Below are 18,366 nucleotides of genomic sequence, written 5' to 3'. Positions count from 1 at the left end.
CCAGCCTAGGCGATCACCCGGCCGTGGCTAGCGCGAGCTCCTGCTCCGGGTCGGGTGCGGGCGCCAGGCCCTCCTCCTCGTCGTCGGGGAGCACCTCGAGCTCGGAGACGTCCGCCGGCTCCTCGTCGGCACCCGTCGTCGCGGACGCGCTCACCGTCCGCGCGAAGTGGCTGCTGCCGAACGCCAGGTTCGGGCCCAGGGCGCTGGCGTCGAGCACCAGCGTGGTGCGCGGACCCTCGGGACCCGCCCACTCCTCGGTCGACAGGAGACCCTGCACGATGACCGGGTCGCCCTTGCGCAGGGACCGCGCCGCGTTGATCGCCATGGTGCGGAACGCCTTCACGTGGAACCACTCGGTCTGCGCGTCCTTCCAGGCGCCGGCCTGCTTGTCGAACCAGCGACGCGTGCTGGCCAGGCGGAACGTCGCGTACGGGACGCCGCCGTCGGTCTCGTGGAAGATCCGCACCTCGGTGCCGATCCACCCCACCACGGTCAGGTCCAGGGTCTGCGTACTCATGCGATGCCTCCAGTGCGTGCGCCCCGGCGGGTGCGGGGCTCGTGCGACCAGGCTGGACGGCTACGGGCTGCTGGCACGGCGCGACCGGGGAGGCCGTGGACGGGGACGCCGACGCGAGGGGCTGTGGGCGGCTCAGGTCCGGGCGGCGGCGATGAGCTCGCGCACGGCCCGGTGCTCGGCCAGGACCGCCTCGGTGGGCACCGCGAGCCGGGCGCGCGCCACGTTCTCGAGTGCCGCCCGCCCGTCCTGCAGCACGGCGGCGGAGCGCCTGCGGGCCGCGGACCGACGGGCCGCGACGGACCCGACGGCCGCCGCCACGGCGGCCAGGACCAGCACGATCGCCGCGACCGGCGCCCAGACGTTCGCGCGCGTGCCGCCGAGCAGGGAGCCGACCGCGACCGAGGCGACGAGCACCGCGGCTCCGGCCAGCACGACGGACGCGACCAGGAGCCAGAGCGACAGCGCGGAGCGACGGGTCGACACGGTGAGCTGCGTGAGGGCGTCGGTCACCGCGAGCCGCATCTCGACGGTCGACGCGACCCGCTCGGCGACGTCCTGCCCCCACCGGCGCGGCAGCCCGGCCGTGACCGCGTCGAGCCAGGCGGCGCGCGCGAGCCCGACGGTGTCCTCCTGCACCGCCCCGAACCCGGGCGCGGCGGTGGAGCCCGTGCGGACGGCCGCACCGACGCCGGCGGCGACGGACGGGAGCCCGACCGCCGCGGAGAGCTTGTCGACCACGTCGGTGACGGACAGGGCGGCCGGAGCCGGCTCGCGGGCGGCGACCTCGGCCGCGAGCAGCGCGGCGGCGTCGTTGAGCTCTGCACCGGCGTGCCGGGCCGCGAGCGAGCGCGAGCTGACGGCGGTGGCCAACAGCTCGCGCAGCACGCCGATCCCCTCGCCCGTGCGGGCCGAGGCCTCGCGGACCGGCACCCCCGTGAGCCCGTCGTCGACCAGGAGGTGCTCGACGTCCGCGACGAGCTCGGCCCGGACGTCCTCGGGCACCGTGTCCACCTGGTTGAGGACCAGCACCATCGACGCCTCGTGCCCGACGAGCCGGCGCAGGTAGCCGCTGTGCAGGGCGTCGTCGGCGTACTTCTGCGGGTCCACCACCCACGCGAGCAGGTCCGCCTGGGGCAGCAGCCGGTCGACCACCTCGCGGTGCTCCGGCGCGATCGAGTCGTGGTCGGGCAGGTCCAGCAGGACCAGGCCACGCAGCGCGGCCTCCGACTCACCGTCGAGCAGGCTCTCGCGCTCGATGCGGCGGTCCGGCACGACGCCGAGCCAGTCCAGCAGAGGGCCCCCGTCGCCACCCCACACGCACGCGGTGATCTCGGAGGTGGTCGGCCGCCGCACGCCGACGTCGGCGAAGTCGAGCCGGCAGATCGCATTGAAGAGGCTCGACTTGCCGGAGCCGGTGCCTCCGACGAGCGCGACGACCGTGTGGTCCACACCGAGGGCGAGCCGTTCCCGCACACCGTCGACGGTCGCGACCACGCTCGTCACGACGGCCGGCGCCAGGCGCGCGCCACCGATCGCGAGCGCCTCGTCCAGCGCGTCGACGCGAGCGCCGAGGGCGGCCGTGTCGTCGCCGTGCAGCGGTCCGTCGGGCGTCGCGGTCACGTCAGTCCCTTCAGCACGGCGAGCCGCAGCCGGAGCCGGGACGCGGCGTCCTCGGCCAGGTCGGGGTCGGCGAGGACGTCGCCCACGGCGGCACGCTCGACGGCCACCTGGCCGGCGACGCGCGCGACCAGGTCGGCGCGCAGCTCCTCGACCGCGCGCTCTCCGGCGCTGTCGACGAGGTCCACCAGCAGCTCACGCGCCTCCCGCACCCCCGCCGCCGCGGCGAGCGCCACCGCGGCGAGGCCCTCGTCGCCCAGCGCGTGCTCGGCCTTGCGGCGTCGGCGAGACTCGCGCGCGACGTCCCGGCGGGACCGCGCGGCGCCGTCCGGCGAGACCTCCGCGGGACCGACGGTGAGGGCGGCACGCACGACCCGGGGGCCCTGCGCCGTCCACGCTCGGGCGGCCAGCTCGGCGGCATTGCGGCGACCCGTGCGCAGGCCCGTCCCCACCCACGCCGCATCGACCGAGGCACCGCCCTCGGGCCGGTCCGGTCCGGTGAGGGCCGCGCGCAGGACCTCCTCGGTGTGCGCACCGGCTGCCGTGAGAGTCGCGGTCGCGGAGCGCGTGAGGTCCTCGACCAGCGGCTCGACGGCGACCGCACGAGCCCGGCCCTCGCGCGAGGAGCCCCGGACCCGACCGGAGGAGCGGACGATGCCCGCGAGCGGTGCGCCGTCGGCCGTGAGCTCGGCCCAGCGCGCGCGGACGGCCCCGTCGGCCACGGCCCCGCCGCGGATCGACGCCGCCGCCTGCGTGGTCGGCGCCACGATCACCTCGTCGAGCAGCGCGTCGATCCGGCTCGCGGCGTCGGCCTGCGCCTGCACCGCCTCCGCCAGCTCGTCGACCCACGGCCGCAGGGCCGCCAGCGACCCGCGCAGCGTGCGGCCGATGACGGTGCGCGCGCGGTCCGGGCCGGCCAGCATCGCGAGCCAGCGCTGGATCGGCGCGACGACCGCCGGGGGCAGCATGCCCTCGTGGGGTCCCAGGTCGGGCACGACGAACAACGGCGACCCCTGCAGACCGTGGCCGCGCAACCGGTCGAGCAGGTCGCCGCGCACGGTCGGCAGCGAGGCCGGGGGCACGCGGTTGAGCACCATCGCGATGGACGCGCCGCGCTCGACGGCCCCCTGCAGCACCTGCCAGGGCAGGGCGTCGCCGTAGCGGGCGGCGGTGGTGACGAAGAGCCAGAGGTCCGCCGCCTCGAGCAGCCGGTGCGCCGACTCCCGGTTCGACTCCAGCACGGAGTCCAGGTCGGGGGCGTCGAGCAGGGCGATGCCGCGCGGCACGTGCTCGTCGGCCACCACGCTCACGGACTCGAGGACGGGGTGGTGCGAGAGGAGCTCGGCGTCGAGCGGGTGGTGCACGAGGACGGGCCGGCGGGTGGTCGGTCGCAGCACGCCCGCGGTGCTCACCTCGGCCCCGACCAACGAGTTCACCAGCGTCGACTTGCCCGCGCCGGTCGACCCCGACACCACGACGACCGCGGGCGCGGACAGCTCCGTGAGCCGCGGGACCAGGTGCTCCCCCAGCTGGTCGACCAGGCGCGCCCGGGAGGCACGGGCCGAGGCGATGCCGTCGATCTCGAGCGGGAACCCGGTGGCCTCGACGTCGCGGCGCAGGTCCCGGACGGCGTCCAGCAGGGACGTCGCGGCGAGGGGGCGGGCCAGGACGTCCCGCGGGTCGACGGCTGCATGGCGCGCCGGTGCAGCCAGCGGCCGCACAGGTTGCGCGGGGTGCACTGGCGCGGTGCCGGGCTGCGCGCTCACGCGCCCATTGTCGCGGTGTCACCTGACCTGGCAAAACGCGCCACGCGGGGCGTTTGCACCCGGTTCGTCGGATCCGAGGACCCCGCGGCCCGCCGTTAGGCTGTGGACGCACGCCCAGCCCCCGTAGCTCAACGGATAGAGCAACGGCCTTCTAATCCGTAGGTTGCAGGTTCGAGTCCTGCCGGGGGCGCCTGGTGGATGCTCCTGCGGAGCCCGACCGACGCACCACGCCGACCACGACGGCGACCACCGCCAGCCCGAGCGGCACCAGCAGGTGCGACCCTGCCAGCACGGCGAGCACGACCGCCAGCGTGCACGCCACGACGGCGGACCACCACCCGGGCGTGCCGCGCGCGAGCAGCCGGACGGCGGCCGCGGCCCCGAGCACGTAGATCGCCACGATGCAGCTGGTGTGCACGAGAACGAACGGCTCGAGGTCCCCGCCGGTGGCCACGGCGATCGCGAAGTACACGGCGGCCAGGACCGCGACGACGAGCAGCGCCCGCCGCGGGACCCCGCCCGGCTGCGCACCGCGGGCGACCCATCGGGGCAGGTCACCGTCGCGGCCGAGCGAGGCGCCGAGCTTGGCGAACGCCCCGAGGTACGTGCCGAGCACCCCGAGGGTGACGATGGCCGCGACGACCGCCACCGCGACGCGTCCGACGCCCGGCAGACCCACGTCGACCAGGTCCATCAGCGGCACGTCGGAGGTCGGGGCCCGGTCGCCCAGCACGCTGACGGTGACGTACTGGAGGGAGAGGTACGCGGCGCCGACGACGACGAGCGCGATCGCCGTCGCCCGCGGGATGGTCCGTCTCGGGTGCCGGAACTCCCCCGCCATGTGCGTCACCGCCTCCCACCCGGCGAAGGCCCAGACGTACAGGCTCGCGGCGGTGCCGATCCCCGCCCAGCCGTGCGGCGCGAACGGCACCAGGTTCGCCGGGTGGGCGGCGGGCAGGGAGACGAGCACGACGCCGACGACGAGCAGCACGAGCGCGGCGGTCAGCGCGAGCTGGACCGGCCCGGCGAGCCGCAGGCCCACCGCGTTCACCACCAGCGGCGGCACCAGGAGCGCCGCGCCCACGAGGTACACCTGGGTCTGGGAGCCGCCGAGCATCGCGACCACGTACTGCGCCCCGAGCAGGGCCACGACGGGCGAGCCGACGCAGACGCCGAAGAAGAACCAGTAGCCCGTCATCCGTGCGGCGGTCGGACCGAGGGCCAGCCGGACGTACGTCGCGACGCCGCCGGAGTCCGGGTGCCGGGTGGCCAGGGCGGCGAACGTCGCAGCCAGCGGGACGGAGGCGAGCAGGACCGCGACGACCGCGACGAGCGACGCGGGGCCGGCCGCGCGGGCCGCGAGCGTGGGCAGCAGCAGGATGCCCGTCCCGAGCACCGAGGCGACGTAGAGCGCCGAGCCGAGAGCCAGACCGATCCGGGGTCGGTGGTCGACCTGGGACGCCGTGGCGAGGCTCGTGGACGCGGTCACGCCGCAGCCTCTCCCGGTCGGCGGCGGCCGTCCATGCGGCAGACAGGCGTCGGCCGTCGAGATCCCGCCAGGCGCGGAGAAGCGGGCGAAACCGGCGGATTAATCACGTGACGGCGGTCACGGGGACGTGGTCGAGTACTCCCACACCACCAAGAGCCAGGGCTTCGGGCCCTGACACCGTCATGCCCAAGGAGAACCCCGTGTATCAGAACATGTCCCAGGACCTCGCGCGCCAGGAGTACGCCCACCGGCTCGCCGCGTCCCACCACGAGCGCGTCGTCGAGGCGGCGCGCGAGGCCAGACAGCCGTCCGAGAACATCGGTCGGCCCCCGGATCCGCGGCGCACCACGCCGCACCGGATGCACGTCGCCGACGTCCTCGGCGCCCTGCTCCACCGCACCGCAGCCTGACCCCTCGGGCGCGGACCGACCCGCACAGCCGGGTTGGTCCGCGCCCGCCGTCGTGCGTGCCACCATGTCGCCATGCAGCCGCACCCCCGTCCCCGGTCGACCCGGCGCTGATGGGTCGGCACTCCACCCCGGACCCGGCCGCCGAGCAGCCCCCGCAGCAGCGTGTCGTGCGGCACGCCGTCCTCTGGCTCGAGCGGATCGGCCTCGGCCTGGCCGCGGGCGCGGGGACCCTCGGCGTGCTGCGCTGGGCGGGCACCTCGTGGACCGCGTGCCTCTGGATCGCCGGCGCGATCGCGGTCGTCGTCCCCGTCGCCGCGTGGCTCGCCTCGACGGTCCCCGGCCACGACCAGGGCCACGCGTAGGGCTCAGCCCGAGGGCGGTCCCGTGTGCAGCCGGTCGACGATCGACACCACGCCGAGCACCGCGACCGCGAGCCCCACGGCGGCCACCACGTCGGTGAGGAAGTGGTACCCGAGGTACAGCCGGCTCAGGGCCACGAGCGCGGTGCCGACGACGGCCGCCACGCCCCACGCGACGATCCGCCAGACCGACGGGTTGCGGCTGCACACGAGGTAGCCCGCGACCAGCAGCAACGTCGCCGTGCCCAGGGTGTGGCCGGACGGGAACGAGGCCGTGTGCTCGGCGCCGGGCACCAGCATCGTGTCCGCGGGTGGCCGGGGCCGGTCGACGAGTCCCTTCACCGCGAGGCCCAGCAGCGACGACCCGAGCATGGCCGCCGCCAGCAGCACCGGCCGCCACCACTCCCGCCGGACCAGCCCCCAGACCAGGCACGCGACGCCGACGAGGATCGGCAGCACCACCGGACCGGACACGAACGTGATGGTCGCCAGCACGGCCGTCCAGCCCGCCGACCGGTGCGCCACCATCCAGTCGAGCACCGGCTGGTCGAGGTTCCACAGGTCGTCCTTCTCCCGGACGGCGTCCAGCACCCCGAGGAACACCGCGACGCCTGCGACGACCAGCACCAGCCCGGGCAGCAGGGCCCAGAGCACGGGGCGCGCTCGGAGGGCGGCGAGGGGCCGCGGCACGGGTGCCTCGTCGTCGGACATCCGCCGACGCTATCCGGCGTCGGGGCGCACCGCCCCCTAGGCTGACCCCCGTGACCAGCACGCCGACTCCCGCGCCCGCCACCCCCGGCAACGAGAGCGCCGACCGCATCGTCTGGATCGACTGCGAGATGACCGGCCTGGACCTGGGTGCCGACGCCCTGGTCGAGGTGGCCGCCGTGGTCACCGACTCCGAGCTGCGCGTGCTGGGCGAGGGCGTCGACGTCATCATCGCTCCCCCGGCCGAGTCGCTCGAGCAGATGAACGACTTCGTGCGGACCATGCACACGACGTCCGGGCTGCTCGAGGGCCTGGCGGGAGGCACCACCCTCGAGGACGCGCAGGCGAAGGTGCTCGAGTACGTCCGGACGTGGGTGCCGGACCCGGGCAAGGCCCCGCTGGCGGGCAACTCGGTCGGCACCGACAAGGCGTTCCTCGACCGCGACATGACCGAGCTGGTCGGCCACCTGCACTACCGGGTGATCGACGTCTCCTCGATCAAGGAGCTGGCCCGCCGCTGGTACCCGCGGGTGTACTTCGCCTCGCCGCGCAAGAACGGCGGGCACCGCGCGCTCGCGGACATCCTCGAGAGCATCGACGAGCTGCGCTACTACCGGGCGGCGCTCCTGCCGGCCCAGCCCGGCCCCGACTCCTCGGCCGCTAAGAAGATCGCCGCAGAGGTCGTCGCGACGTCGGTGAAGGGCGCCCTGCTCGAAGGCTGAGCGTGCTGCTGGACCTGCGCCGACGGAGGTGACGGTGAGACGCCTGCGACGCTGGCTGCGCCGCCACGACCCGGAGTCCTACGCCCAGCACCGGGCCGTCCGGGTCGCACTGGCGGCGACCATCGTCCTCGCGATCTCCGACCTGCTGCTGCACGACCCCCAGCTGGTCACGTTCGGCGTGTTCGGGTCGTTCGCGCTGCTGCTGTTCGTCGACTTCCCCGGCAGCCCGGCGGGCCGGCTCGGCTCGTACGCGAGCCTGGTCGTCGTCGGGGGCGCGCTGATCTGCCTCGGCACCCTCGTCTCGCGGTCGTGGTGGACGGCGACGCTCGGGATGCTGGTCGTCGGCACCCTCGTCGCGTTCGCCGGCACGGTGTCGGCGGCCGTCGCGTCGGCCCGCAACGCGGCGCTGCTGCTGTTCGTCCTGCCGGTCACCGTATCGAGCGAGGCCTCCGAGATCCCGCCGCGACTGCTCGGCTGGGGTCTGGCGGCGGTGGTCTGCGTACCCGCCGCGCTGCTGCTGTGGCCGCCGCGGGAGCACGACCGGCTGCGGTCCACGTCGGCGGCCGTCTGCGCCGCGCTCGGCGCCCGCCTCTCGGCGCTGTGCGACGCCCGGCCCGTGGGCGAGGTCGACCCGGCGGTCGACGACCTGCGGCGCGCCCTGCGCGGCACGGCCTACCGCCCGGTGACCCTCACCACCGGCAGCCGCCTCCTGCTGCGGCTCGCCGACGAGCTCGAGTGGCTGCACCAGCTGGTCCGCGTGTCCGACCCCGCGGCCGTCGCGGGGTGGCCGCCGTGGAGCCGCCAGGTGGTCCGCTCGTGCGCGGCCGTCCTGGTGGCCTCGGGCGGCGCGCTGCGCCGCGACCCGCACTCCCCCGCCGCCGTCGAGGCCCGCCGACACCTGGACGTCGCGCTCGCCGCCCTGGCAGCCGACCGCCGGGCGGCCGCCGACGAGCTGGCGGACGAGCTCGTGCGCGGCGTGCCCCCCACGGCCGACCAGCTGGACCACCACACGCAGCGCGCGCACGCCTGGGCCTACGCGGCCGAGCTCGCGGGCCGGACCGCGGCGGCATCGGCCGCGGCCGACGCACGCCCCCTGGTGGACCGGCTGCTCGGGCGAGGTGCGACACCGCTCGCCGTCGGCCCGGTCACCGCCGCCGGACGGCTCGCGGCGCAGCAGGTGCACCGCGACTCGGTCTGGCTGCAGAACAGCCTGCGGACCGGCGCGGGGCTCGCGATCGCCGTGCTCGTCGCTCAGCTGAGCCACGTGCAGCACGGGTTCTGGGTGGCCCTCGGCGCGATGTCGGTGCTGCGGACCTCCGCGCTGACCACGACGTCGACGGTCCTACGGGCGCTGCTGGGCACCTTCGCGGGGTTCGTCGTCGGCGGCGGCCTGATCGTGCTGGTCGGCACCGGGCCGGCGACGCTGTGGGTGCTGCTCCCGCTGGCGGTGCTGGTGGCGGGGTTCGCGCCGCAGACCGTCTCGTTCGCGGCCGGCCAGGCGGCCTTCACCGTCGCCGTCGTCATCCTGTTCAACATCCTGCAGCCCGTCGGCTGGGAGGTGGGGCTCCTGCGCGTGCAGGACGTCGCGATCGGGTGTGCCGCGGCGCTCGTCGTCGGGCTGCTGCTGTGGCCGGGGAGTGCCGGAGGGCGCGTGCGGCACGCCCTGGCGGAGGCGTACCGCTCGACGTCCGACCTGCTCGCGGAGACCGTCCGCCGCACGCTGAGCCCCGAGCTGCCGCCCACGGACGCGCTCGGGGCGGCGTCGGCGTCGCTGCGGCTCGACGGCGCGCTCCGGCAGTACCTGGCCGAGCGTGGCGTGCAGCCCGACAGCCTGGAGAACGTCACGGCGGTGATCAACGGTGTCGGTCGCCTGCGCCTGGCTGCCGAGGCCATCGACGAGCTCCCGCGGCCCGATCCCCTGCCGCCCGAGCACGACGAGGAGATCTCCGCGCTCCTGCTCAGCCGGTCGGCCGGCGCCCAGGGCTGGTTCCACGGCATCGCGGGCGCCCTCGTGGACCGGGGCGGGCCCGTCCCGGACGCTCTGCCCTCCGACACCCAGTCGTTGGTCGTCGGGCTGCTCGCCGCGGCGCGGCGTCCCCGGAGCGAGGCCGTGGCACGGCGCGAGCTGCAGCTGGCGTGGGTCGGCCTGTTCCTCGACGACACCGCGGCACTCTCGGCGCGACTGGGCGGCCCGGTCGCGCGGCTCTGCCTAGGCGGCGAGGGGCACCCGGGAACGGCGACGGGCGCCGACCAGATGGTCGACGCCCGACGCGATGGGGTGGCTAACGGGACTTGAACCCGCGACCCCCTGGACCACAACCAGGTGCTCTACCACCTGAGCTATAGCCACCACGATCCCCCGACGCGGACGTCGGGGCGTCCAGAAGTGTACCCGAGCCGGGGACCACTTCTGGAACCGACGGACAGTGGCCTGGGCCACTGCCCGCGAGCTCAGAGCCGCGCGACGACCGCGTCGGCGAACCGCGCCGCCGAGCCCTCGGCGTGCGCGAAGAAGAAGGACGGCTCCGTCAGCTCGACCTCGAGCACCACGGGGTTGCCCTCGTCGTCCGGGATCAGGTCGACGCGCGCGTACAGCAGGGGTCCGTCGATGCCCGGGACGATGCCCGGCAGCGCGGCCACCACGCGGTCGGCCACCTCGCGCTCGGCATCGCTGGCGTCGCGCGGCGTCATGATCTCCTGGCGGTACAGCTCGTCCGCGAGCTTCTCGCGGTACGGCCCGTCGAGCAGGGCACCCTTGCGGACCGAGTGGCTGAACTCGCCCTCGATGAACACGAGCGCCGTCTCGCCGACGGTGTCGACCTTGCGCAGGTACCGCTGGATCATCACGCGGCGCCCGACGCTGAGCAGGTTCTTCGCGTGCGTGATCGCCAGCGAGCGCTGCTGGGTGACCCCGGCGTCGTACCGGCCCGTGTCCCGCGAGCCGGCGCTCACCGTCGGCTTGATGACGAAGTCGCCGAACGCCGGGAACCGCGTGTGGATGGCCCGGGAGTCGTGGTTGCGCTCGGGGTCCAGCCAGATGGTCGGGACGATGGGCAGCCCGGCCGTCTCGAGGTCCCGCAGGTAGGTCTTGTCGATGTTCCAGCCGACGACCGACGCCGGGTTGAGCAGCGTGCTGGTGCGCTCGACCTTGCGGGTCCAGTCGGCGAACTGGGCCGGGCGGTCGGTGTAGTCCCACGTCGAGCGGATCAGCACGTGCGGGTAGGTGCCCCAGTCGATGGTCGGGTCGTCCCACACGACGACGTCGGTGGCGATGCCGCGCTCGGTGAGGGCCTCGCGCAGGGCGAGGTCGTCGGAGTCGAGATCGGGCAGCTCCGCACAGGTGGCGAGCGCGAGGCGGGCGGTCGTCGTCGTGGTCACGTGCGCAGCGTACCGAGGGGGGCGTCGTCGGCCTCTGTGGCGTGCGTCTCCTCCGACGGCTCCGTCAGGCGGTCGAGAGCGCGCACCACGGTGGCCGGCGTGGCGCTGCCGACGACGCGTCCCCGCTCGTCGAGCACCGCCAGCGGCCCGTCCGCACCCACGAACGCGGCGAGCACGTCACCGAGCTCGCTGCCGGCCGCGATCGACCCGACGCTCTGCGGCGACACGGGGTCGAGGTCGGCCTGCTCCAGGCGCCCGAGCGCGAGCAGCCGGGCCGTGCGGCCGCGCCCGACGAGGTCCGCCACCGCGGGGGTGGCGGGGCGCGCCACCACGTCCAGCGGCGACGCGAGCTGCTCGATGTGGGCGCCGGGGCTGAGCACGGCCACGCGGTCGGCCATGCGCACGGCCTCGTCGATGTCGTGCGTCACCAGCATCACCGTGATGCCGAGCGTGCGCTGGATGCGGGCGAACTCGTTCTGCAGGCGCCGCCGGCCGACGGGGTCGACCGCGCCGAACGGCTCGTCCATGAGCAGCACCGGCGGGTCCGTGGCCAGGGCCCGCGCGACGCCGACGCGCTGGCGCTCGCCACCGGAGAGCTCGTGCGGGTAGCGCTTCGCGTACCGGTCCGGGTCGAGGCCCACGAGGTCGAGCAGCTCCTGCACCCGCGCCGCCGTGCGCTTGCGGTCCCAGCCGACGAGCCTGGGGACGGTGGCGACGTTCTGCGCGACGGTCCGGTGCGGGAAGAGCCCGACGTTCTGGATCACGTAGCCCATCCGGCGGCGCAGGGCGACCGGGTCGACCTTCGTCACGTCCTCACCCTCGAGCAGGATGCGACCCGACGTCGGCTCCACCAGCCGGTTCGCCATCCGCAGCGTCGTCGACTTGCCGCAGCCGGAGGGTCCGACGAGCACGAGCACCTCGCCGGGATTGACCGCGAGGCTCAGGTCGTCGACCGCGGCGCCGCTCTCCGGGCTCGACGCGTACGACTTGCTGACGTGCTCGAAGGCGATCGCCGGGTCGTCTGCCACCTCCCGGACGCTAGTGCCTGCGTCCGACACCCGCACCGCCGGGCGGCAACCTCATCCCCTCCGGGAGGGCGCGTGTCACAGGGCCCGGGTAGTTTCGCGGCATGCGTCTGGCCCAGGCTCCGCCCAACCCGTGGTTCTCGTGGGAGTACGTCCAGCACAACAGCGCCGACATCACGCGCTACCTCGAGCAGCACGCCTCGCTGACGTTCCAGGCCGTCGTCATCGCCTTCGTGCTCGCCCTGCCGCTCGGCGCGCTCGCCCACCTGCGCCCGCGCCTGGCCGGCCCGGTCCTCGGAGTCGCCGGGGTCCTGTACACGGTGCCGTCGCTCGCCCTGTTCGCCATCCTCGCGCCCTACACGGGCATCGGCCGCACCACCGTCCTCATCGGCCTCGTCTCCTACGCGCTGCTGGTGCTCACGCGGAACGTGCTGGTCGGCCTGCAGGGCGTGGACCCCGCCGTGCGGGACGCGGCGCGCGGCATGGGCTTCGGACGGACCCGGATGCTGTTCTCGGTCGAGCTCCCGCAGGCGCTGCCCAGCATCGTCGCCGGGCTGCGGCTGGCCACCGTCACCACGGTCGCCCTGGTCACCGTCGGGGTGGTGGTCGGCTACGGCGGGCTCGGGCAGCTGATGTTCCGGGGGTTCCGCAGCAACTACCACGCCGAGATCATGACCGCGACGGTGCTCTGCCTGCTGCTGGCCCTGGTCTGCGACCTGGTCATCGCGTTCGTCGGACGCCGGCTCACGCCGTGGGCGCGCGTCGAGAGGCCGGTGTGACGTGAACGTCCTGACCGAGGCCTTCGCCTGGCTCAACGACCCGCTCAACTGGACCGGCCCCCACGGGGTGCTCGCCCTCACGCGGGACCACATCGTCGTGTCGGTGCTGGCCGTCCTGCTCGCGTCCGTCGTCGCCCTGCCGCTGGGCCTCTGGCTCGGGCACCGCGAGCGCGGCGGGACGTTCGGCGTGGTCGTCGCGAACACGACCAGGGCGCTGCCCACGCTGGCGCTCCTGACGCTGCTCGCCGCCGGGGGGCTGTTCGGCAACACCGCCACGGTGCTGGCCTGCGCCGTCTTCGCGGTCCCGCCCCTGCTCACCAACACGGTGACGGGCCTGGGCGGGGTCGACGCCGACGTCCGGGACGCGGCGCGCGGGGTCGGGATGTCGGGCCGTCGGAGCCTCTGGGCCGTCGAGCTCCCGCTCGCGGTGCCGCTGATCGCCGCGGGGGTGCGCACCGGCTCCGTGCAGGTGCTCGCGACCGTCCCCCTGGCGGCACTGGTCGGCGGCAGCAGCCTCGGCACGATCGTCGTCACGGGCTTCGCCACCCAGAACTACGGCGAGGTCCTGGCGGGCGGCATCCTGGTCGCCGCGCTGTGCCTCGTGGCCGAGGGCCTGCTGGCGATCGCCCAGCACCTGATGACCCCCCGCGGCCTGCGGGCGCTCGCCCGGGACACCGCGGACGGCCCCACCCGGCGAACGCGCCGGTCAACTGCCATGTCGCCAGGGGTTGCCGAGCCCGCGGCGACCGGATCGAATAGGTCCGGCCCATCCTCCTGACCTCGTCGACGGCCCCGTCCGTCAACCGGGATCCCCATCCCGCCCCCTGCTGACTCCCCGAGGAGAGCACCATGCGAGCGAGACGCTCCACCACCCTGACCCTCATCGCCCTCGCGGCCCTGGCGCTCGGCGCCTGCGGCGCACCCGGCTCGGGCGGCGGCGAGGCCGAGCCGACGTCGTCGAGCAGCTCCGGGCTTGCCACCTGCGACCCGGTCGCCGGCGACAAGCTGGTCGTCCTGGAGGACGACAAGGGCCTGCAGAACGCCGACAACATCATCCCGGCCGTCAACAAGGCGGCGGCCGCGGCCAACCCGTCCGTGATCGAGCTCCTGGACAAGGTCTCCGCGGCCCTCGACACCGACAAGCTCATCGAGCTCAACAAGGCCGTCGACATCGACCGGAAGACCTCCAGCGAGGTGGCCAAGCAGTTCGTCGAGGACGAGAAGCTGGCCGCGCAGGACACGCCCGGCGCAGGCACGTCGCTGGTCATCGGCGCAGCGAACTTCTCCGAGAACGCCACGTTGGCGGAGATCTACGCCGCCGTCCTGCGCACCGCGGGGTACACGGTCGAGGTACAGACCATCGGCAACCGCGAGACGTACCTGCCGGCCCTCACCGACGGCACGCTCACGGCGGTCCCCGAGTACGCCGCCACGCTCGCCGACTTCCTCAACGCGCAGCAGAACGGCAGCGACGCCGCGTCGGTCGCCTCGGACGACGTGGACGCCACCGTGACCGCGCTGACACCGCTCGCCGACGCCGCCGGCCTGGTCATGGGCAAGCCGTCCGCGGCGCAGGACCAGAACGCGTTCGCGGTGACCACGGAGTTCGCGTCGAAGTACGACGTCAAGACGCTCAGCGAGCTCGCCGCCAAGTGCGGTGGCCTCGTCCTGGCCGGCCCGGCCGAGTGCCCCGAGCGCCCGTTCTGCCAGATGGGCCTCGAGGACACGTACGGGATCGAGTTCGCCGACTTCAAGTCGTACGACTTCGGCCTGATCGGCCAGGCGGTCCGCCAGGGTGAGGCGGCCATCGGCCTGGTGCTCTCGAGCGACGGGTCCCTCGCCGCCGACAGCTGACACGGTGACGACGGGGCGGAGCGAGCCGGGTCCGCCCCGTCGTCGTCAGTCGGCGGCCGGACGGTCGGTCTCCAGCGGGCGAAGTGACGTCAGTCCGGCGTCGTGAAGTAGCCCACGACATCGACGACGACGTTGACGTTGCCGGTGGCCTGCCAGCTCGAGAACGCGACGTCGCCGCCCTTCCAGAGGTCGACCCAGACGAGGTTGGACGAGTCGACCCCGGGGACGTAGTTGACGTTCGAGGTGTCGGGCGGCGGCGACCCACCCGGGGTGCGCTCGGAGTGCACGCGGAGGTGCCCGGGGGCGGTCGGGTTCGAGACGATGACGCTGAGGATCGCGCCGTACGCGGTCGCCGGGCGATCGAGCGAGCTCACCGCCAGCCGCACGTAGCTACCGCCCTTGGTCGCCGGGAGGGCCGCCCTGGGAGCCCCGAGCCCCGTTCGCGTGTCGACCACCCGGGTGACGGCCGGGACGAAGATCGTCGGATGCAGAGCGATGCCTCCGTACACGTCGACGATCACGTCCGTGCCCCGGCTCGAGGTGCTCGCGGAGAAGAGGTCGGCCCTGGACTCGTCGACCATGACCACCGCGGCCGTCGCACGGTCGTTCCCCGGGAGGTAGTTGGCAGTCGACGCCGTCGGCAGCGGCGCACCGCGCGGAAAGATCCGCAGGTTGCCGGGCGCCGGTGCGCTCGGCACCGTCACGTTCGCGAGGTACGCCGACATGCCCGGCCCCCCGTAGGGGATGTTCGCGGGCACTCGCACGTTCGCCGGGAGCGCGCCGTGCACGTCGCCGAACCCGCCGGGGCGGGTGTCCAGACGACGCTCCGGACGGTGGGCACTGAGCTCACCGCTCGAGTGCACCGCGACGACGTCGAGGATCAGACCCACCGCCGCCGCTCGCGCTACCGCGCAGATCGGCACGCCGGGATAGAGGGGAACGACGGTCACGTTCGCGACGTCGGCACCGGGCAGGTAGTTGACGGTCGAGGCGGTCGGGATCCCGAGGATGCTGTCGTAGGGGTACACGATCACGTGCCCCGGAGCCTGCGGCTGAACGGTCGTCACGTTCAGCACGGCAGTCTGGACCTGCCCGTGCGCCTGGGGGATCCCGGGCCAGTCCTCCCACCTCACACACAACGGCTGATCCGGTGCGAGCTGGGTGCGCGGAAGGACCCGGACCGGAGCGTCGGAGAGGATCGGTCGGAACCAGAACGGCTCGCTGTAGGTCCCCGAGCCCGCACGCGTCACGCTGAAGTACGCCACCCCACGGCCCGGCTGCGTCACGAGCTGGATCGTCGTGTCCGACAAGATCGTGAAGTCCGAGTACGTGTACACGGACGCGCCGAGATGCTCCTCGACCTCGACGGCCCCGGTGAACCCGGTCCCGGTGAGCGTCACGAGATCGCCTCCGTCGGCCGAGCCGAACGAGGGGCTCACGTTCGTGATCCGCGGGATGTCGGCGGCCTGCGCGGGAGCCGCGCTCGTGGACGACAGCCCCAGCGCGACTGTGGTGACCATGAGCGCCGCGACGAACGCTCGGAGTCGGAGGTGGTTCAACGCGGATGCCTTTCGACAAGACCACCCGACGTGGAGCAAGGACGGGCGGGCACCCTAGCACGGGCACGATGGGATGGAGGCGGCATCGGTCTGCCGCGCAACAGGGCGGCACGGTGATCCCGGAGAGAAGGGCCCCTCGCCCGCGTTTCCGCAGATGAGGGGCCCTTCCGGTGGTGCGCCATCAGGGACTCGAACCCCGAACCCGCTGATTAAGAGTCAGCTGCTCTGCCAATTGAGCTAATGGCGCGCGGTTGAGAACGCTAGCAGGCCGGACGCCCGATCTGCCAATCGAGAACCGCCGTCGTGACGACCGTCACGCGTCCTTCGCGTCCGGTGCCTGATCCCACCACGCATCGGCGGGCAGCCCCTCGGACTCGAGGATCTCCTCCGACGTCGCCTCGGGGGTCACCAGGTCGACGATGAGCGCGAGCGGGACGTGCTCCGCCAGCAGGTCGCGGACCGGCTGGGTGCTCTCGCCGTCGTCGGGAACCTTCGTCGTGTCGTTCATGGTCGACCTCCTCGGGGGCCACCCGGACGCGCGTCCGAGATGCCCCATCCGTTCATGGCACCACCAGGATCGGCATGGTGCAAGGCGCTACGCCGACGCCGCCGGGACTGGCGGTCGTCGCGTGGAGGGAACGCTCAGAGGTACAGGCCGGTTCCCTCGCCGGGCCCGTGGGGCTCCGCGACCGCGTGCACGTCCTTCTCGCGCAGCAGCACGTACGTCGCGCCCGCGAGCTCGACCTCGGCCCGGTCCTCGGGGTCGAACAGCACCCGGTCGCCCACCTGGACCTGCCGCACGTGCTGCCCGACGGCCACGACGGCCGCCCACGCGAGCCGCTTGCCGACGACGGCCGTGGCGGGGATGACGATCCCCGCCGAGGAGCGTCGCTCGCCCTGCTCGCCGTCGAGGGACACGAGCAGGCGGTCGTTGAGCATGCGGATGGGCAGCTCGCCGGCGGCGGGTTCGGAGGTGCTCACGCGCCCGACGCTACCTCGCGTGCCGACGTAGGCTGGCGGCAGCCCATCCCCCTCACGCGCCTGGAGACACCGTGCCCCGCCTCGCCGTCGGCGACCTCGCCCCCGACTTCACGCTGCCGACCGCCGACGGGGGGTCCGTCACCTTGTCCGACCTGCGCGGTCGCCGCGTGATCGTGTACTTCTACCCCGCCGCGATGACCCCCGGCTGCACCACCCAGGCGTGCGACTTCCGCGACAACCTCGCCTCCCTGCAGGCCGCCGGGTTCGCCGTCGTCGGCGTCTCCCCGGACGGCACGGAGGCGCTCGCGAAGTTCGTCGAGCAGGAGCACCTGACCTTCCCGCTGGGCTCCGACCCGGCGCACACGGTGCTCGAGGCGTGGGGCGCCTGGGGAGAGAAGCTCAACTACGGCAAGACCGTCGTCGGCGTCATCCGCTCGACCGTCGTCGTCGACGCCGAGGGCCGCGTCGAGCTCGCGCAGTACAACGTCAAGGCCACCGGCCACGTCGCCAAGCTGCGCCGGGACCTCAAGGTCGCCTGACCGGTGTGGGAAACTTCCGCTGCGCGGGAGTGGTGAAACGGCAGCCACGCCAGGTTTAGGTCCTGGTGCCCGAGAGGGCGTGCGGGTTCGACTCCCGTCTCCCGCACGACGAACGGGCCGGTCCCCCTCGGGGGGACCGGCCCGTCGTGCGTGCCGATCAGGCCGTGGTGGCGGCCGCGGCGATCTTCTCGCGCACCTCGTCCATGTCGAGCGCCTTCACGGCCTCGACCACCTGCTCCAGCGCGGGAGCGGGCAGCGCGCCGGCCTGGTTGAACACCAGGATCCCGTCGCGGAAGGCCATGAGGGTCGGGATCGAGAAGATCTGCAGCTCGGCGGCCAGCTCCTGCTCGGCCTCGGTGTCGACCTTGGCGTGCACGACGTCCGGGTGGTTCTCCGAGGAGTCCTCGAACACGGGCCCGAAGCGCTTGCACGGTCCGCACCACTCCGCCCAGAAGTCGACCAGGACGATCTCGTTGTCCTTGATGGTCTGGCCGATCGTGCTGCCGGTCAGCTCTGTCGTCGCCATGACGTTCCTCCAGTCTCGGTTGCTGCCAGTTGCTGCGAGGTAGAGCACGCAACCACCGACGACTATTCCCGAGGCTGGCGGGACGCACATCCCGAGGGATCCCGGTGGGTGAGCGCGCCGCGGCGGCGTCGGCGGGG

The 18,366-nt window shown here is 74.0% G+C and carries 19 protein-coding genes and 4 tRNA genes; 10 read left to right on the top strand and 13 right to left on the bottom strand.

What is annotated here, in order from left to right:
- Nucleotides 1-13: 13 nt before the first annotated feature.
- The 3 genes from AC1DWH_RS09115 to AC1DWH_RS09105 all read right to left on the bottom strand — a co-directional run bounded on the left by AC1DWH_RS09115 (nucleotide 14) and on the right by AC1DWH_RS09105 (nucleotide 3,900).
- Nucleotides 14-517, bottom strand: coding sequence for a single-stranded DNA-binding protein (locus AC1DWH_RS09115; protein ID WP_477093406.1), 504 nt, complete (start codon nucleotides 515-517; stop codon nucleotides 14-16).
- Between the two features lie 132 nt (nucleotides 518-649).
- Nucleotides 650-2,137, bottom strand: coding sequence for a GTPase (locus AC1DWH_RS09110; RefSeq protein ID WP_477093405.1), 1,488 nt, complete (start codon nucleotides 2,135-2,137; stop codon nucleotides 650-652).
- Nucleotides 2,134-3,900, bottom strand: a complete 1,767-nt coding sequence (locus tag AC1DWH_RS09105; protein ID WP_477093404.1) for a dynamin family protein — start codon at nucleotides 3,898-3,900, stop codon at nucleotides 2,134-2,136. Before AC1DWH_RS09105 ends, AC1DWH_RS09110 begins: the two co-directional genes overlap by 4 nt.
- Before the next feature lie 117 nt (nucleotides 3,901-4,017).
- Here AC1DWH_RS09105 and AC1DWH_RS09100 point away from each other — a divergent pair.
- Nucleotides 4,018-4,090, top strand: a tRNA-Arg gene (locus tag AC1DWH_RS09100).
- On the opposite strand, the gene AC1DWH_RS09095 is transcribed toward AC1DWH_RS09100, so the two are convergent.
- The gene (locus tag AC1DWH_RS09095) at nucleotides 4,052-5,296 is read right to left on the bottom strand and encodes an APC family permease (protein ID WP_477093622.1); all 1,245 of its coding nucleotides are present in this window, start codon (nucleotides 5,294-5,296) and stop codon (nucleotides 4,052-4,054) included. The genes AC1DWH_RS09100 and AC1DWH_RS09095 overlap by 39 nt on opposite strands.
- Nucleotides 5,297-5,589: 293 nt before the next feature.
- Here AC1DWH_RS09095 and AC1DWH_RS09090 point away from each other — a divergent pair, with 293 nt between their 5' ends.
- The gene (locus AC1DWH_RS09090) at nucleotides 5,590-5,799 is read left to right on the top strand and encodes a hypothetical protein (protein WP_477093403.1); all 210 of its coding nucleotides are present in this window, start codon (nucleotides 5,590-5,592) and stop codon (nucleotides 5,797-5,799) included.
- A gap of 110 nt (nucleotides 5,800-5,909) precedes the next feature.
- Nucleotides 5,910-6,161, top strand: a complete 252-nt coding sequence (locus AC1DWH_RS09085) for a hypothetical protein (protein WP_456844544.1) — start codon at nucleotides 5,910-5,912, stop codon at nucleotides 6,159-6,161.
- Between the two features lie 3 nt (nucleotides 6,162-6,164).
- On the opposite strand, the gene AC1DWH_RS09080 is transcribed toward AC1DWH_RS09085, so the two are convergent.
- Nucleotides 6,165-6,869 carry a phosphatase PAP2 family protein gene (locus AC1DWH_RS09080; protein ID WP_456844545.1) on the bottom strand — a complete coding sequence of 235 codons (705 nt, stop codon included), beginning with the start codon at nucleotides 6,867-6,869 and terminating at the stop codon, nucleotides 6,165-6,167.
- Between the two features lie 50 nt (nucleotides 6,870-6,919).
- On the opposite strand from AC1DWH_RS09080, the gene orn reads away from it, so the two are divergent.
- Nucleotides 6,920-7,588, top strand: a complete 669-nt coding sequence (gene orn, locus AC1DWH_RS09075; RefSeq protein WP_477093402.1) for an oligoribonuclease — start codon at nucleotides 6,920-6,922, stop codon at nucleotides 7,586-7,588.
- A gap of 34 nt (nucleotides 7,589-7,622) precedes the next feature.
- Nucleotides 7,623-9,884 carry an FUSC family protein gene (locus AC1DWH_RS09070; protein ID WP_477093401.1) on the top strand — a complete coding sequence of 754 codons (2,262 nt, stop codon included), beginning with the start codon at nucleotides 7,623-7,625 and terminating at the stop codon, nucleotides 9,882-9,884.
- Here the strand turns inward: AC1DWH_RS09070 and AC1DWH_RS09065 are convergent.
- The 3 genes from AC1DWH_RS09065 to AC1DWH_RS09055 all read right to left on the bottom strand — a co-directional run bounded on the left by AC1DWH_RS09065 (nucleotide 9,863) and on the right by AC1DWH_RS09055 (nucleotide 11,994).
- Nucleotides 9,863-9,938 (bottom strand) — tRNA-His (locus AC1DWH_RS09065). The two genes, AC1DWH_RS09070 and AC1DWH_RS09065, sit on opposite strands and share 22 nt — an antisense overlap.
- A gap of 101 nt (nucleotides 9,939-10,039) precedes the next feature.
- Nucleotides 10,040-10,966, bottom strand: a complete 927-nt coding sequence (locus AC1DWH_RS09060; RefSeq protein ID WP_477093400.1) for an ATP-grasp domain-containing protein — start codon at nucleotides 10,964-10,966, stop codon at nucleotides 10,040-10,042.
- Complete coding sequence (locus AC1DWH_RS09055; RefSeq protein WP_477093399.1) at nucleotides 10,963-11,994, bottom strand: ABC transporter ATP-binding protein; 1,032 nt, start codon at nucleotides 11,992-11,994, stop codon at nucleotides 10,963-10,965. The genes AC1DWH_RS09060 and AC1DWH_RS09055 overlap by 4 nt, the downstream gene beginning before the upstream one ends.
- A gap of 101 nt (nucleotides 11,995-12,095) precedes the next feature.
- Here AC1DWH_RS09055 and AC1DWH_RS09050 point away from each other — a divergent pair, with 101 nt between their 5' ends.
- The 3 genes from AC1DWH_RS09050 to AC1DWH_RS09040 all read left to right on the top strand — a co-directional run bounded on the left by AC1DWH_RS09050 (nucleotide 12,096) and on the right by AC1DWH_RS09040 (nucleotide 14,624).
- Complete coding sequence (locus AC1DWH_RS09050; protein WP_477093398.1) at nucleotides 12,096-12,770, top strand: ABC transporter permease; 675 nt, start codon at nucleotides 12,096-12,098, stop codon at nucleotides 12,768-12,770.
- 1 nt (nucleotide 12,771) lies between these two features.
- Nucleotides 12,772-13,548 (top strand): ABC transporter permease, encoded by a 777-nt coding sequence (locus AC1DWH_RS09045; RefSeq protein WP_477093397.1) that lies wholly within the window; start codon nucleotides 12,772-12,774, stop codon nucleotides 13,546-13,548.
- Between the two features lie 71 nt (nucleotides 13,549-13,619).
- Nucleotides 13,620-14,624: a glycine betaine ABC transporter substrate-binding protein gene (locus AC1DWH_RS09040; RefSeq protein ID WP_477093396.1), complete on the top strand. Its 1,005-nt coding sequence runs from the start codon at nucleotides 13,620-13,622 to the stop codon at nucleotides 14,622-14,624.
- A gap of 89 nt (nucleotides 14,625-14,713) precedes the next feature.
- Here the strand turns inward: AC1DWH_RS09040 and AC1DWH_RS09035 are convergent, their stop codons facing one another.
- The 4 genes from AC1DWH_RS09035 to AC1DWH_RS09020 form a co-directional block, all read right to left on the bottom strand.
- Nucleotides 14,714-16,183, bottom strand: coding sequence for an IPT/TIG domain-containing protein (locus AC1DWH_RS09035; protein WP_477093395.1), 1,470 nt, complete (start codon nucleotides 16,181-16,183; stop codon nucleotides 14,714-14,716).
- A 171-nt stretch (nucleotides 16,184-16,354) separates the two neighbouring features.
- Nucleotides 16,355-16,430 (bottom strand) — tRNA-Lys (locus AC1DWH_RS09030).
- Nucleotides 16,431-16,496: 66 nt separating this feature from the next.
- Nucleotides 16,497-16,691: a hypothetical protein gene (locus tag AC1DWH_RS09025; RefSeq protein ID WP_456844554.1), complete on the bottom strand. Its 195-nt coding sequence runs from the start codon at nucleotides 16,689-16,691 to the stop codon at nucleotides 16,497-16,499.
- Between the two features lie 134 nt (nucleotides 16,692-16,825).
- Nucleotides 16,826-17,122, bottom strand: coding sequence for a GroES family chaperonin (locus AC1DWH_RS09020; RefSeq protein WP_456844572.1), 297 nt, complete (start codon nucleotides 17,120-17,122; stop codon nucleotides 16,826-16,828).
- Between the two features lie 113 nt (nucleotides 17,123-17,235).
- Here AC1DWH_RS09020 and bcp point away from each other — a divergent pair, with 113 nt between their 5' ends.
- Together bcp and AC1DWH_RS09010 are read left to right on the top strand one after the other, a co-directional pair.
- Nucleotides 17,236-17,703 (top strand): thioredoxin-dependent thiol peroxidase, encoded by a 468-nt coding sequence (gene bcp, locus AC1DWH_RS09015; RefSeq protein ID WP_477093394.1) that lies wholly within the window; start codon nucleotides 17,236-17,238, stop codon nucleotides 17,701-17,703.
- Between the two features lie 23 nt (nucleotides 17,704-17,726).
- A tRNA-Leu gene (locus AC1DWH_RS09010) sits at nucleotides 17,727-17,809 on the top strand.
- A 51-nt stretch (nucleotides 17,810-17,860) separates the two neighbouring features.
- Here AC1DWH_RS09010 and trxA read toward each other — a convergent pair.
- The gene (gene trxA / locus AC1DWH_RS09005; protein WP_370503817.1) at nucleotides 17,861-18,229 is read right to left on the bottom strand and encodes a thioredoxin; all 369 of its coding nucleotides are present in this window, start codon (nucleotides 18,227-18,229) and stop codon (nucleotides 17,861-17,863) included.
- Between the last annotated feature and the right edge of the window lie 137 nt (nucleotides 18,230-18,366).

This window comes from Cellulomonas sp. P2_F12, from assembly GCF_056403775.1.
This window is presented reverse-complemented; position numbering and strand designations above follow the sequence as displayed.

Bases quoted from the DNA above. Each gene is read 5' to 3' on its own strand.
- AC1DWH_RS09115 (WP_477093406.1), bottom strand. From the start codon at position 517: ATGAGTACGCAGACCCTGGACCTGACCGTGGTGGGGTGGATCGGCACC.
- AC1DWH_RS09085 (WP_456844544.1), top strand. From the start codon at position 5,910: ATGGGTCGGCACTCCACCCCGGACCCGGCCGCCGAGCAGCCCCCGCAG.
- AC1DWH_RS09080 (WP_456844545.1), bottom strand. From the start codon at position 6,869: ATGTCCGACGACGAGGCACCCGTGCCGCGGCCCCTCGCCGCCCTCCGA.
- AC1DWH_RS09050 (WP_477093398.1), top strand. From the start codon at position 12,096: ATGCGTCTGGCCCAGGCTCCGCCCAACCCGTGGTTCTCGTGGGAGTAC.
- AC1DWH_RS09040 (WP_477093396.1), top strand. From the start codon at position 13,620: ATGCGAGCGAGACGCTCCACCACCCTGACCCTCATCGCCCTCGCGGCC.
- AC1DWH_RS09025 (WP_456844554.1), bottom strand. From the start codon at position 16,691: ATGAACGACACGACGAAGGTTCCCGACGACGGCGAGAGCACCCAGCCG.
- AC1DWH_RS09020 (WP_456844572.1), bottom strand. From the start codon at position 17,122: ATGCTCAACGACCGCCTGCTCGTGTCCCTCGACGGCGAGCAGGGCGAG.
- trxA (WP_370503817.1), bottom strand. From the start codon at position 18,229: ATGGCGACGACAGAGCTGACCGGCAGCACGATCGGCCAGACCATCAAG.